8 protein-coding genes are annotated in these 13,915 nt (G+C 73.3%); 3 read left to right on the top strand and 5 right to left on the bottom strand.

The window, feature by feature from the left end:
• Positions 1 to 60: 60 nt before the first annotated feature.
• Positions 61 to 1,383, top strand: a complete 1,323-nt coding sequence (locus RT054_RS10585; protein ID WP_313023515.1) for a glycosyl transferase — start codon at positions 61 to 63, stop codon at positions 1,381 to 1,383.
• The gene (locus tag RT054_RS10580; protein WP_313023514.1) at positions 1,380 to 2,048 is read left to right on the top strand and encodes a hypothetical protein; all 669 of its coding nucleotides are present in this window, start codon (positions 1,380 to 1,382) and stop codon (positions 2,046 to 2,048) included. Before RT054_RS10585 ends, RT054_RS10580 begins: the two co-directional genes overlap by 4 nt.
• Before the next feature lie 74 nt (positions 2,049 to 2,122).
• Here the strand turns inward: RT054_RS10580 and RT054_RS10575 are convergent, their stop codons facing one another.
• Both RT054_RS10575 and RT054_RS10570 read right to left on the bottom strand, forming a co-directional pair.
• Positions 2,123 to 4,702, bottom strand: coding sequence for a glycosyltransferase family 4 protein (locus tag RT054_RS10575; RefSeq protein ID WP_313023513.1), 2,580 nt, complete (start codon positions 4,700 to 4,702; stop codon positions 2,123 to 2,125).
• A gap of 181 nt (positions 4,703 to 4,883) precedes the next feature.
• Positions 4,884 to 7,466, bottom strand: a complete 2,583-nt coding sequence (locus RT054_RS10570; RefSeq protein ID WP_313023512.1) for a glycosyltransferase — start codon at positions 7,464 to 7,466, stop codon at positions 4,884 to 4,886.
• Positions 7,467 to 7,604: 138 nt separating this feature from the next.
• Here RT054_RS10570 and RT054_RS10565 point away from each other — a divergent pair, with 138 nt between their 5' ends.
• Entirely contained in the window at positions 7,605 to 8,981 is a 1,377-nt protein-coding gene (locus tag RT054_RS10565; RefSeq protein WP_312720521.1) for an O-antigen ligase family protein, read from the top strand.
• On the opposite strand, the gene RT054_RS10560 is transcribed toward RT054_RS10565, so the two are convergent.
• The 3 genes from RT054_RS10560 to RT054_RS10550 form a co-directional block, all read right to left on the bottom strand.
• The gene (locus RT054_RS10560; protein WP_313023511.1) at positions 8,923 to 10,341 is read right to left on the bottom strand and encodes a glycosyltransferase; all 1,419 of its coding nucleotides are present in this window, start codon (positions 10,339 to 10,341) and stop codon (positions 8,923 to 8,925) included. The two genes, RT054_RS10565 and RT054_RS10560, sit on opposite strands and share 59 nt — an antisense overlap.
• Positions 10,338 to 12,320 carry a glycosyltransferase gene (locus tag RT054_RS10555; RefSeq protein ID WP_313023510.1) on the bottom strand — a complete coding sequence of 661 codons (1,983 nt, stop codon included), beginning with the start codon at positions 12,318 to 12,320 and terminating at the stop codon, positions 10,338 to 10,340. The genes RT054_RS10560 and RT054_RS10555 overlap by 4 nt, the downstream gene beginning before the upstream one ends.
• A 318-nt stretch (positions 12,321 to 12,638) precedes the next feature.
• The gene (locus RT054_RS10550) at positions 12,639 to 13,913 is read right to left on the bottom strand and encodes a hypothetical protein (protein ID WP_313023508.1); all 1,275 of its coding nucleotides are present in this window, start codon (positions 13,911 to 13,913) and stop codon (positions 12,639 to 12,641) included.
• Positions 13,914 to 13,915: the final 2 nt, after the last annotated feature.

Raw genomic sequence — 13,915 nt, 5'->3', positions numbered from 1 at the left:
GGGAGTACGCCGCCGCGCCGATAGGCTGAGCGATGCCCCACCCCCGACCGAGGAGTCCGCATGTCGCATCGGCCGCACGTGCTCTACGTCGCCTGGGGGTTCCCGCCCTCGCGCGGAGGGGGCGTGTACCGCGCCCTCGCGACGGTGAACGCGTTCGTGCGCGAGGGGTTCCGGGTGACCGTCCTCACCGCCGATCGGCAGACGTTCGAGAAGTACACCGGCGTCGACCCCTCGCTCGAGGCGCTCGTCGCCCCCGGGGTCGAGGTGGTGCGGGTGCCGTTCGCGTGGCCCGCGATGGACACCGACCTGCGGCACTGGTCGGCGTTGCGCATGTGGGCGCCACGGCAGTGGCGCAACCGGCGGAAGAAGCTGGACCGCAAGGATTTCCCCGAGATCGGGTACGGCCCCTGGCGAGAGCCGTTGGAGCGCGCCGCCGTCTCCGTGCACGAGGCCGACCCCGTCGACCTCACGGTCGCGACGGCCAACCCCAACGTCGACTTCTGCGCTGCGGCCGTGCTCAACGCGCGCTTCGGGGTCCCCTTCGTCATGGACTACCGCGACGCGTGGATGCTCGACGTCTTCGACGGTGGCCTGCTCCACGAGGAGGGCGGTCGGGAGGACCGGATCGAACGCTCCCTGCTCGCGGGCGCGTCCGAGGCGTGGTTCGTCAACGCCCCGATCCGGGACTGGCACGCGGCACGACACCCACGGCTCGCCGCACGGATGCACGTCGTCGCCAACGGCTACGACCCCGACTTCGCCCCCCGGCCGCGGACGACCCGCTCGGAGCGTCCGTTGACGTTCGGCTACATCGGCACGGCGTCGGCGAAGGTGCCGATGAGGGAGTTCGCGGCCGGCTGGCGCCTGGCCCGGGAACGTGGCGGTGACCTCGACGGTGCCCGCGCGCAACTGTGGGGATACCTCGGGTTCTACGCGACCCCCAACCCCGGACTTCTGCGCCTCGTCGAGGACCACGCCGCCGACGGCCTCACCTACGAGGGACCGGTACCCAAGGCGGCGGTGCGATCGACGTACGAGTCGTTCGACGTGTGCCTGCTCATCCTCGGGGCCGGCCGGTACGTGACGAGCGGCAAGGTCTTCGAGTACGCCGCGAGCGCGCTGCCGATCGTCTCGGTGCACGACCCGGGCAACGCCGCCACCGACGTCCTGCGGGACTACCCGCTGTGGTTCGGCGTCGCCGACCTCGACCCCGGGACGATCGCCGACGCCCTGGAGGCCGCGGCGCACGCCGCGCTCACCGCCGATGAGGCGACGCGTACCGCCTGCGCCGAGTTCGCCGCCCGGTACGCCCGTGACCTGCAGATCGAGCCGCGGGTGCGGGCGCTGCGCGACATGCTGGAGAACAACGGAGGTCGGGCATGAGCCCCGTCAAGGTCGTCCTCGTCGACACCGGCCGCGGCCGCGACGCCGCCTGGGTGCAGGCCCGGCGCGCGGACCTGCGGCTCGAGGACGGCGACGAGCTCGCCCTCCTCTCCTGGCACCACCCCCGCGCCGCACTCCCCGTCGTCGACCATCTCGTCCTCGGCCCCACCCTGGACTGGGGACGACGCGAGCCCGCCCATCCCTCGGTCACGCTGCCGAGGCGGGCGCCCACCGCCGCCTCGCACGCCGTCGCCGGCCTGCCCGTGTGGCACCCGCGCCGGGTGGTCCACGCGGTGCAGTGGCGCAGCCGCCGCCTCACGCGTCTGTCTCAGCCCACCGCGCGCCAGATCGCCGATCGTCTCGGCCGGGTCGTCCCCGACCTCACTCCCCTCACCTCCCACCTCAGCAGCGCCGAGCTCGGCGGCCGGGTGCGGGCGCGGCTGGGGGTGTCCTCGGACGGGGTGGCGACGGACTTCGCGATCGCTGCGGCACGCTCCCGGGAGACCGCGGCCCTGGCCGCGTGGGCCGACGTCCTCGTGCCCTTCGACATCCGCTCCCGCAAGGCGGCCTGGGTGCTGGCCCGTCGGGTGGCGGGCCCCGACGTCCCCGCCGACGTCAACGCCGCCGTGCGGTGCGTCCGGGCCCGGCGGCACACGCAGGGCTGAGCGCCGACGTCCCGCGGCGTCCCGTGACCACGCCGGTGACGACGCGTCGCGGGCGTCGGTGCGGGTGAGTCGGGTCAGCCGTGCAGGTGCAGGTGTTCGGCGAGCACGGCCACGGAGCGGCGCCCGTCGTGGACCTCGCGGACGTACTCCTGGCCGGCTCTCGCGGCACGGCGCCCGGCCTCCCGGTCGGCGAGCAGACCCCGCAGGACGTCCTCGAGGGTCTCCGGGTTCGCCTCGATCACGGGGCAGTCGGGTAGCAGCGCGCGGTTCTCGTCGGTGATGTGGGCGAGGACGACACGCCCGCTCGCCATGCCCTCGACGGCGGCGACGCCGTGCATGCCGATCGCGAGCTGGTCGATGACGATGTCGGCGCCCCGCACCTGGTCGGGCATCGACGTCGCGTCCTGACCACCGAGCCGTCGGTACGCGATGAGGCCCGCATCGGCGAGCCGCTCGCAGACGACGTCGGCGGCGTCGCTGCCCTTGAGCCGCGCCCGGCTGGGTGCATGGAGCACGACGGGGATCTCGGCGTCGAACGCCGTGGGCTCGGCGGCCCACCGCTCGACCTCCACGGCCAGCGGGAGCCACACGGCACCGGGGACGTCGGCGAGGAGATCCGGTGTCGACACGAAGACCGGCCCGTGCTGCGCCTCGATGAACTCGGCGATCTTGGGGGCGAGCTGGTCCCGTTCGAGCTGGAGCCGCGCGGTGAGCTCGTCCCCGGGGTCGGCGAACGGCGAGTAGGGGGTGCGGGCGGCGTTCGCTCGGGGGTCGCGGATCTCGGAGCCGTGGAGGACGAGTCCGACGCGGATGCCCTGTGCGCGCAGGGCGGCGGCGTCGGTGACGAAGTCGGCCCCGTACCGCCGGCCGATGATGGACCGGCCCGCCTCGAGGAGGGCGTGCGTCCACGTCGCGGAGATCGTGTCGCGGAACGCGGCCGACCAGCGCTGGTTCTCGCGGAACACGCTGAAGGGCACGACCTCGTCGGCGGGGAAGGTGTAGGAGCCGTCGCGGTCGACGGCGAGCACGAACGTCGCGGTGCCGGGGATCTCCCGTTCGAGCGCCTTGGCCCAGGCCCAGCCCTGACCGGCGGCGTTGACGGCACCGATGCCGAGGAGGCTGGGACGGTCGTCGCGGGTGACGTAGTGCTCGGTGACGTCGCGCAACGAGGTCTCGGCGGTGGGCTCGACGGGCACGGCCTCGGGTCCGAGGAGATGCCGGTAGAGACCTCGGAGCGAGGCCGCCTGGTGGTTCCACGAGTACGGTTCGAGCAGCCCCGGGTCCTCGGCGATGCGGAGGGCCAGCGCCTCGCGCCGGTCGAGGACGTCGCGGATCGCCGCGGCGCAGGAGGCCGGGTCCTCGGCGGTGAAGACCGCGCCGACGTCGTTGCCGCGGACGAACTGCGCGAGCGCGCGGCAGTCGCTCACCGCGAGCGGGAGCCCTGCGTGGAGGTACTCGAACAGCTTGTTGGGGAGGGCGAACTCGTGGCTGCCGAAGTGCAGCATCGGGTGGACGCCGAGATCCGCCGAGGCGAGGAAGGAGGACACCGACTCCGGCGCGACGGGGTCGAGCAGGTGCAGGCGATCCTCGACGCCGAGGCTCTCGGCGAGGTCGCGTAGCGCGAGGACCGGGCGCGTCCGGTTGTGCGGCACGCACACGACCGCGAGGTGCACCCCGGGCATCGACGGGAGCGCCTCGACCACGGTGTGCACTCCGCGGGCCCGGGTGACGCCACCGCTGTAGACGACGAGCGGGGTCTCCTCGGGCAGGCCGCAGGCGACGCGGATGCCGGGCTCGTCCTCCTGGAGGTGCTCCGAGAACACCGGCGCGTTCATGACGACGGTCGGAGTGACCGGAAGGTCGTACGCGCGCCGGAGTTCCTCGGCCAGCGGCGCCGTGACCGTGATGATCGCGTCCGCGTCGCGCGCGAACTCCTTCTCCAGGTCGAGCCAGGCGGCGTTGCTGCGCGGCGTGCGCGGCGGGTAGACGGGCAGCCCGGCGACGTACTCGTGAGCGTCGTAGATCCACGCGCCGGTGCCGCCGGCGGCGCGTCGACGGGCAACCGCCCGCGCCGCGGTGCCGACGTGGTGGATGTCGTGCGCATGGAGGATGTCCCAGTCGACCCGGTCGATGACGGGCGTGAACGCGAGGTCGAGGTCGTCGACCTCCGGCAGGTCGCGCCGCCACGAGACACCGAAGTCCTGGGAGTTCCACCAGTCGTTCACGGACTCGAGCAGATCGGTCTCCACCTCGGCGACCCGCGCGTCGAGGTCGTTGCGCAGGCGCACGATCCGGCGGCGGGCCAACGCCCACCGGGCCCGCAGCTCGCGGTCCCGGCCGCCGAGGTCGTTGCGTTCACGGATGCGCTGCTGGGCCTCGACCTCGACGAGGCGGGCGTTCTCGGGCGACACCCCCAGCTCCAGCCGTCGCTCGCCGCGGCGGGCGACACGCCGCAACCGCCGATCCCGCAACCGGTACGGGACGGGCACCCGGATGAGGCGGACGTCCTGCATCCAGGTGTCCTGCCGGAAGTCGGTCGGTGACGCGCCGAGGAGGGTGACCTGCATCCCCCCGTCGGCGAGCGCGAGCGCGGACTTGAGGACGCGTGTGTCGTGGGCGATCGTGTTGCCGACCATCATGAGCACGTGGGTCACGGGCCCGATGCTACCGATCTCCTTGTGCCACGGTCCGATCCCCGCCCATCCTCCGCGGACGGTCTCCGTCGCCCCCGATGACCTCACCCGATGACCTCACCCCCTGACGTCGCCGTCGACCTCGCCGACCCCCGGGGCCCCGCGGAGCGATGCAGCGGCGAGGCCGCGTGGTCGGTGGGGGTCAGCGCAGCTCCAGGTGATCGGCGAGGAGGCGGGCGGAGAAGGCGCCGTCGTGACGCTCCCGCACGAACGCCGCGCCCGCGCGCGCGGCGCGGCGACCCGTCTCCCGATCGCGGAGCACCTCCCGCAGGACGTCCTCGAGGGTGTCGGGGTCGGCTTCGAGCACCCCGCATCCCGGCGCCGTCGCGCGCACCTCGTCGACGACGTGGCCGAGGACCACGCGACCGGCCGCCATCGCCTCGATCGCGCGTCGGCCGTAGCTCCCGATGCGCAGGTGATCGATGACGACGTCGGCCCCCTTGACGAGCGCGGGCATCGCCGCGGGGACGACGTTCTCGTGGCGGCGGTAGTCGATGAGCCCCTCCGCCTCCAGGCCGCGGCAGACCGCGTCGGCGACCTCACTGCCGGCGACCCGCGGGTCGCTCGGGACGTGGAGGACGACGGGCACGTCCGCGTCGAACGCGACCGGTTCCTCGCCCCACACGTCGAGGTCGACCACCTGGGGCAGCCAGATCGAGCCGGGGACGTCCGCGACGAGGTCGGGCGCGGAGACGAACACCGGTCCGTGCCCCACCTGCCGGAACGCCTCGATCTTCTGGAGCAGGAACGCCCGGCGCGCCTCGAGCTCGTAGGTGCTCTGCTCCAGGGGGTCGTCGAAGGGCGAGAAGCGGGTGCGCCGGGTCGTCGCCGCGGGGCTGCGGACGTCGGAGCCGTGCATGACGAGCCCCACGCGGATTCCGAGCGCGCGCAGCGCGTCGGCGTGCTTGACGAACGTGCGTCCGTAGCGCCGGCCCACGAGCGGACGGCCGGCCTCGATGAGGGCATGGGTCCAGTCGGCGTCGATGCGTTCGGCGAACTCGGCCGCCCAGCGGGGGTTGCTCCTGAACACGCTGAGCGGCACGGTCTCGTCCGCGTCGAACCGCAACGGTCCCCCGGCGTCGATGCCGAGCACCGAGGCCCGTACCCCGGGGACGTGTGCCTCGACGGCCCGGCCCCAGGCCAGGCCCTGGCCCGCGGCGTTCGTGGGCCCGATGCCGAGGACGGTGGGACGGTCCGTGCGCCAGCACGGTTCCTCGGTGACCTCGGAGAGATCGGTCGCGTGCGTCGGTTCGACGAGGGCGTCCTCACCGACGAGCGAACGGTAGACGTCGCGCAGCACCCGGGACTGCCGATGCCAGTCGTACGGCGCGAGCATGTCGGGGGTCTGCGCGATGTGCCGCCGGATCTGCGGCGCACGGTCGAGGACCCGACGGGCCGCCGCGGCGAAGTCGTCGACGTCCTCGGCGCGGTGCACCTCCCCCACACCCTGGGCGGTGACGAACTCCGCCTGCGCTCGGCAGTCGCTCACGAGCAGCGGCATTCCCGCGTGGAGGTATTCGAACAGCTTGTTCGCGAGGGCGAACTCGTGGCTGCCGAAGTGGACCAGGGGGATCGTGCCGACGTCGGCACTCGCGAGATAGGCCGAGACGTCGTCGGGGGCGACGGGCTCGAGGAAGTGGACCCGGTCGGTGACCTCGAGCCTCGTGGCAAGGTCGCGCAACGCCTGCACGCGCGTCGTCCGCGTCGTGGGGACGCAGACGACGGCGAGGTGCACCCCGGGCAGTTGTGGGAGCGCCGAGATCGCCGTCTGCACCCCGCGCGCGACGGTGATGCCGCCGGAGTAGACGAGCAGCGGCTCGTCCGCGCCCACGCCGCAGTCGGCGCGGACGTCGAGCCCCTCCCGCAGTCCGGGATCCCCGTCGAGGACCGGGGAGTTGTAGACGACCGCCGGACGGGCCGGCAACCCGTGGGCACGCTGCAGCTCGTCGGCGAGGGCGTCCGTGACGGTGAGCACCGCGTTCGCGAGGCCGATGTACTCGCGCTCGAGGTCGACGCTCGCGGCCCGGACGCGCGCCGTGCGCGGCGGGGAGAGCGCGAGACCGGCGACGTACTCGTGCGCGTCGTAGACCCACCAGGCCGGCCGACCCTGCGCGCGCCGTCGCGCGACCGCCCGCGCCGCCGTCCCCATGTGATGCATGTCGTGGGCGTGGATCACGTCCCAGTCGAGGGAGTTGACGAGGGCGGAGTAGGCCACCTCGTAGTCGTCGATCGCGGGGATGCTCCGGCGCCACGACGCGAACTCCGTGCGCGCGTCGTGCCATTGGAGCACCCGACCACGCAGGTCCTTCTCCCCCTCGTGGAGGCGCTGCTGCGCCCGGCTGAGGCGGGAGCGCGCCTGCGCCCCGGCCTCGGCGACCTTCGCTCGCGCCCGGCGCTCCCGCCCGCCGAGCTCCGCCGCCTCCGAGATGCGCAGACGCGAGCGACGGACGATCGCCCTGCGGTCGGCCGGGCTGGTCGCCGGCACGAGGCTGCCCTCCAGAAACCGCTCCCGACGCTCCAAGGCCTTGTTCTGGTAGCGCCACGCGAGGGGGACGCGGTGGATCTCGACGTCCCCGAGACGAACGTGCTCGGGGTATCCCTGCGACCCGTACCCGATGACGGTGACCTGCGCGCCTCCGTCGGCGAGCGCGAGGGCGCTCTTCATGACACGCGTGTCGTGCCGGATGTCGTTGTTGACCAACATGAGCACGCGCAGCCTGTCCATGTGTCGACATCCTAGGTGAGAGCGGCGAGGCGGCCTGGTGGGCAAGGGCACTCGTGTCGGGGTCGCCTCGGCGGGCGTGCGAGGGTGTCGCGCGAGCGCTCTCCGGGAAAGGCGCCGGGCACCACTAGAATCGCCCGAGTGCGTGGATCGACGACTGCGGATTCCGACGCCCTGGACACCCCGAGGTTGCCGGGCGGCACCGCGGCGACGGTGATCGCGGGCGTGCTCACCGCGGTCCTCGTCCTCACGATCAACGCGGGCCGTCTCGTCAACGCCCCCCTCACGTCCGCCGGCCTCCTCTGGCAGGTGTATCTGGGCTCCCTGGCCCTCGGGGTCGCGGCCGTCGTCGGCACCCGGCGGTGGCGGCACCCCGCTGTGTGGGGCCTCCTGCTGTTCTGGCTCGTGGGCGCGGCCTGGATGCCGTATGCGCGCGCCATCGCCCCCGACGCCCGCCTCGCCGCCCGCGAGATCCTCAACCTCTCCTACTGCGCGGTGCTGTCCTCGGCGGTCCTGCTCCTCGGACGCCGGGCACCGCTGTTCTGGTGGCGACTCGGCTGGGTGTTCGCGCTCGGGCTCGCCGGGTCGATCGCCGTGTGGGAGATGGTGACCACGCAGCACCTCTTCGTCGACCCGTGGCCGTTCGAACCGCGCACGGCCGTGGCGACCTACGGCAACCCCAACAACCTCGGCATCCTCACGTTGTCGATGCTCGTCGCGATCCTCGCCTGGCGAGCCGGTGCCCGCTCATCCGGGATGCGGGCGTTCCTCGCCGTCGCCGCGCTCGCCGCCGCCGGTCTCGTCATCGCCTCGGAGAGCCGCTCCGCGGTCCTGGGTCTGCTCATCGTCGTGGGCCTCGACCTCGCCCGGCGACTCGGGGAGCACCCCGGGCTCGTCCGTGAGGTCGTCGCGACCCGTCGTCGGCTCGTCGCGACCCTCGCCGGGCTGGCGACGGTGGTGCTCATCGCCGCGTTCGTCGTGCCGCCGCTCGCGGCCCGCAACCCCGTCGTGCGGATGGTGAACGCCGCGATGCAGCCCGAGACCGCGGCCTCGGACCTGTTCCGCGTCAAGGTCAGCCTCCTCGGCCTGCGGTACTGGCGGGAGTCGGGCTACCTCGGCACCGGCGCCGGGTCGTTCGAACCCCTCATGTGGAACGACCCGAACTCGGGCATCGCCATCGAGGCCAACCTGCACAACGCGTTCGTGGAGATGCTCATGCAGTACGGCATCGTCGTCTTCGCGGTGTTCACCGCGCTCCTCGTCCTGCTCGTCCGCATCTGGTGGACGACGCGGCGCCCGGCCTCGATGCGGCCCCGGGTCGCGATCGTGCGCACCGAACTCGTCGGCCACCTCGTCGTGTTCGCCGCGCTCGGACTCACCGCGAGCTCCGCGCTCACGCTCACGACGTGGTGGCTCGTCCTCGCGAACGCGTGTGCGTGCGCCGCGACGCTGGCCGACCTCACCTCGCGGACGAGGCCACGTCCGCTCGCCGCGCGCGTCCCTTCCACGGTGGGGTGACGGGGCGGGCCGCGATCTCGCCCAGAGCCTCGACCAGAGGCGTCATCTGACGCACCCGCTCGAATCTCTCCGCGTAGGCCTTCGCCGCCCGCTCCTGCTCGGGAGTCACCTCGTGGGCGAGGCGCTCGGCCTCCTCGAAGGCCCGCGCGACGTCGGCGGCCCCGAGCGACGTGGCCTTGACGAGCAGGGGGTAGTCCCGGAGGACGTCGGCGACGGCACAGTCGTCCTCGTACAGTCCGACCACGGGCTTCCCCGTGGCCATGTACTCGAAGACCTTGCCCGAGGTGACGTACGGGGAGTCCGCGACGATCATCACGAGCACGTCGATCGCCGCGTACGCCGCGGCGATCTCGGCCTTCTGAACGGGCCCGTGCCAGGTGCAGTCCTGTGTGGGGTCGCCCGTGGGCAGCACGTTCGCGACGGCCCGACTCACGCCGAAGAACCCCAGGTGGCCGTACAGGTTCATCGTCGCCGCGGCCATCTGCGGGCTCTCCTTGGCGCGCCGCCACCCGGCCCACACCTGTTCGTGGGGCTGGTTGCCGGTGAGGGTGCCGACGTAGCCGAAGCGCACCCCTCCGGTGGCGCCCTCGGTCGGTGTCCGCGCGCCTTCGGACTCGGCGGCCCGGCCGACCGCGTCGGTGAGGGAGGCGACCACCGAGCGGTCGTACCCGTTGGCGACCACCATCATCTTGTCCGCGTCGGCAGGGTAGGCCCGCTGGTGCCAGGCGAGCAGCGGCTGGTTGACGAAGCAGATGAGCTCGGCGTCGTCGAAGGTGCGCCGCTCCCAGGTGTAGGCCGGGTGCCCCTCGGGGAAGGCGAGTTCGTCGGTGAAGAGGTCCAGAGTCCAGCTGTCGCGGCTGTCGAGCACGTAGGGCACACCCGTCGCTCGGCGGAAGAGCCACGGCGCCTCATAACAGGAGTACGGGTTTCCCGTCGCGAGGACGACGTCGAGGGGTCGCCGCCGGTGCACTGCGACCATGCGCGCGAGCAGGCCGGGCACCCAGGAGCCGTACTGGTCCAGCCATACCGTCGCGGTCGCGCGCTGGGTGAGGCGACGGTGCAGCTCGGGGAAGTTGCCCCGCAGCCACGAGAAGCGCCGTGGGTGGGTCTCGAGATGCTGCATCGGCAGCGGGATGCGCTCGACGCGGATGCGTGGGTCGATGCCGTCGAGCAGGCTCTCGTCGGAGGAGCGGGTGATGTGCTCGAAGAAGTCCGGCGTCACGGTGAAGACGGTGACGTCGAAGCCCGTCTCGACGAGGTGGTTGGCGAGGGCGAGCATGCGGTAGACCCCGCTGGCCCGTGACGGCGGGAAGTAGAACGCGACGAGGCCCACGTGACCGCGGCTGCCGGGGCGCCTCATGCCGTGCCTCCCACCGTCGTCGTGGCGTCCCCTGCGTCACCGGGCTCGGCGACCGTGGTGCCCCCCACCGGCTCCCCGTCCGCACGACCGGGCTCGGGATCGGGCTCGGGCTCGACCTTGTCCGTCCTCTTGAGCGCCTCGCCCCACCACCGGGCGACGTGCTTGGCGGTGAAGACGCCGGAGTGGTACGCGGCCTCGGGATGCTTCTTCAGCAGCCGGTAGGTGAGCTGGGTGAACCGGGTGCCACCGTGGACGACGACGTCGACACGGTCGGCGGTGTACAACTCGGGCTGACTCTCGGCGCGGCGGGCCATGACGAGGCCACGCACGAGCAGCCAGGGCCGCCGGTAGAGCTGCCGCTGCGAGAACCGGGACACCCGGCCGTGGAAGGTCTCGGCGCGGGCAAGGTACGTACGCGCCGACCGCTGCTTCTCGGGCGGGAGCGCGTCGGCGGCCTTGGCCGCCCCCCGCAGTACGGCGAGCGGCGCCCGGTCCACGACGGCGCGTTCGACCCGCTGGAGGGCGTTGTAGCGGTCGGGGTCGCCGACGGTGACGAGGGCCATCCCGGGCGGAACCACCCCGGCGGTCATCGACTCGAGGTCGACGGCCACGACGCGGGCGCCCATGTCGATGGCCCGCTGCACCCCGTGCATGAGGCGGCGCCACTGGAGAAGCCCCTGGTAGACGACGACGATGCTGAGGTCGCCCGGCTCCGTCAAGGGGGTCTCCGGGACTCGCCCGAGCACGTGGGTGTGGAGGAGGTCGGCGACGCGTTCCTCGCCGTAGAACCCGCGGAGCACCTCCCGGATGTGGGCGAGTTCGCGGGTGGAGACGTCGGTGCGCAGCCGCGCGACGGCGTCGGCGACGGCCTCCGGATCCGGTTCGCGGGGGACGAAGACCGCCATCCCGACGTCCTCGGGCAGCGCCATCGTCTCCTCGGGGCCACCGCTTCGGGTGACGACGACCGGGAGGCCGGCGGCGATCGCCTCGATGAGCGTGATGCCGAAGGTCTCGTAGGCCGAGAGGTGGACGAGGACGTCGGCTTCGCGCAGGTAACCCCCGACCTGCGAGGGGTCGACGACCCCCGCGAACGCCACCCGTTCGTCGAGGCCGAGTTCGACGGCGCGGTCCACGAGCTTCTCGCGCAACGGGCCGTCGCCGACGAGCGTGAGGTGCCAGGGGCGTTGCGGGTCGCGGGCCACGGCGACGGCGAAGCTCTCGAGCAGCCGGTCGACGCCCTTGCGTTCGATGAGACTCCCGACGTACAGCCACCGGTCGGGGTGTCGCATGGGCTCCGCGCGGGGCGGCAGATCGTCGAAGCGGACCGGGTTGGGCACCGCCCGGATGATGTCGCCCTGCTGGCCGCAGTACCGCCGCAGGACCCCCGCCGACTCGTCGCCGACGGCGATGACGGCCTGGGCGCGCGCCACGGCCGCCCGATAGTCCGACGCCGCCTCGAGGTCGGCGAAGACGGCGCGCACGTACGTGGCGTGCTCGGTGATGACGAAGCGCGTCGGCCGGGGAAGCAGCGGGGCGACCGCGGCCGCGGTCGGGGCGCCGACGTGGGCGTTGACGACGGTCGCCTGAGTGATGTGCGGCAGCGCGTGGGCGATGAGCGCCGCACGCTGGACGTCGATCGCGTCGTGGCGGGAGGTCATCGGCGACATCGGGGCGCGCACGTGGACGACCCGCCCCTCGGGGCGTTCGGCCGTCGTCACCCACGACGCGGCGGGCTCGCCGTCCTCCCCGGTGGGGCGGCCTTCCTCCGGGGCGTCGTCGTCGACCGGCGTCGAGTCGACGTGCACGATGGTCACCGGGTCGGTGTGGTGCCGGCGAAGCGTGGTGACGGCGTCACGGACGAACGACCCCCACATCGGGTTGTTCTCGGTCGGGTACCACGGCGTGACGAACACAACCTCGTCGTACCGCTCACCGGGAACGGGTTGCGCTGCAGCCATGAGGGTGTCGACGTCGCTCACCGCGGTCTCCTCGGGGGGTTTCGGATGTCCGTCGGCCACCCTATCCTTGCCACTCCCCCGGCCCTGGGATCCCCGCGGGGCGCCGGATCTCGCGCGCCGGGATGGTGCTGCCCGGCGCCGGTCATGCGGGGCGCGGTCGTGAGCGGCCGGTCGTGCGCGGCGCGGTCGGTCGGGGTCGTGGGCCGAGCCCCGACCGCGCGTGGCCGACGAGGAGGTCGCGGCCGGCGCAGGGTGAACTCGTGGCGGGCGCGCGTGATTGTGGCGGTGCGCCGCGGCGGGCGGAGGCGTCGGGCGGGTCCGGCGCGCTGCGGGGCGGGCTCAGGTGCCGAGAAAGTCGGCGAGGACGGCGGCCGAGCGCTCCCCCGAGTGGATCCGACGGACGAAGCTCGGGCCGTCGGCGGCGAGCGCTCTGGCCCCGTCGCGATCGTCGAGGAGGCGGCGGACCACGGTCGCGACGTCCAGCGGGGTGGCCTCGAGGATCGGGACGTCCTGGCCGGTCGCCTCGACGACGCATGCCCGGACGACGTCGCCCACGTAGGCGAGGACGACGCGGCCTGCGGCCATCGCCTCGGCGGCGGCGACACCGTAGAGGCCGAGGACGAACTGGTCGAGCACGACGTCGGCCTCGCGGTACTCCCGCCGCATCGCGGCGCGGTCGAGGCCGCGCAGGGTGCGGTACTCGATGAGCCCCTGGTCGTGGAGCGCCTGCATCTGCGGGTCGACGAGGTCGCTGCCCTTGAGCCAGCCGTTGCTGGGGGCGTGGACGACGACGGGCCGCTGCCGCTCGAGGACGGGGGTGTCACTCGCCCACGCGTCGGCGTCGACGACCACGGGGCACCAGCGCGCGCCCGGCACGACGTCGATCATGTCGGGCGTGGAGACGAACACCGCAGTGTCGCTGCGCTCCAGCCAGGCGATGTTGCGCTGGGTGAGGCGTTGCAGGCGGGCCGTGCGCGGGTCCCGCGGGTCCCGGAACGGGGAGTGGGGGTGCCGCGCCGCGTGCACGTCGGGTCGGCGCGCGTCGGAACCGTGGACGAGGTGGGCGACCGTGAGGCCCGCGCGTTGCAGGGCGGGGGTCTCCGCGGCACACGTGCCGTAGAGACTGCCGAGCACGGGCCGTTCGGCCTCGACGAGGACGTGCGTGTAGTCGAGGAGCGCCCGCCGCTGCTCACGCTGCCAACCGAGGTCGCGGTACACCGAGGCGGGCACCTCGTAGTCGGTGGGGAACCGGATCGGGCCCGCGATCGCCATCGACCGGGCCCCCACGCCGGGGAGACGCTGCGCGGCCCGCGCCCATTCGTGGCCCTGACCGGCGAAGTTCGCGGGAGCCACCCACAGGCGGACGTCGGTCTGCGGCAGGCCGGGACGTTCCCGCCGGGCGGCGGCGAGCTGGTCGGGCGTGGCGAGGGGGCGACGGGTGACCCTTTCGGCGAGCCGGGCGGCCGGGGTGGGGGTGACCCGGCGGGCACCGGCGATCGTGGCCTTCGCCCCGTCCTTCACCTCACGCGGCAGGGCACTCAGGATGCCCCTGCGCGCGGCGGCGCCGAGTGAACGCCCACCCCGCGCGATCGACGCACCTCGCCCCCCGGTCATGA

The sequence above is a fragment of the Mobilicoccus sp. genome (assembly GCF_032060985.1).
Classification (GTDB): Bacteria; Actinomycetota; Actinomycetes; order Actinomycetales; family Dermatophilaceae; genus Mobilicoccus.
Note: the sequence above shows the minus strand (reverse complement) of the source record. Positions and strands in the feature narration are given on the sequence as shown.

What these genes read in the sequence shown, in the direction of transcription:
- RT054_RS10585 (WP_313023515.1), top strand. Translation starts at nt 61, where the DNA reads ATGTCGCATCGGCCGCACGTGCTCTACGTCGCCTGGGGGTTCCCGCCC.
- RT054_RS10580 (WP_313023514.1), top strand. Translation starts at nt 1,380, where the DNA reads ATGAGCCCCGTCAAGGTCGTCCTCGTCGACACCGGCCGCGGCCGCGAC.
- RT054_RS10570 (WP_313023512.1), bottom strand. Translation starts at nt 7,466, where the DNA reads ATGGACAGGCTGCGCGTGCTCATGTTGGTCAACAACGACATCCGGCAC.
- RT054_RS10560 (WP_313023511.1), bottom strand. Translation starts at nt 10,341, where the DNA reads ATGAGGCGCCCCGGCAGCCGCGGTCACGTGGGCCTCGTCGCGTTCTAC.
- RT054_RS10550 (WP_313023508.1), bottom strand. Translation starts at nt 13,913, where the DNA reads ATGACCGGGGGGCGAGGTGCGTCGATCGCGCGGGGTGGGCGTTCACTC.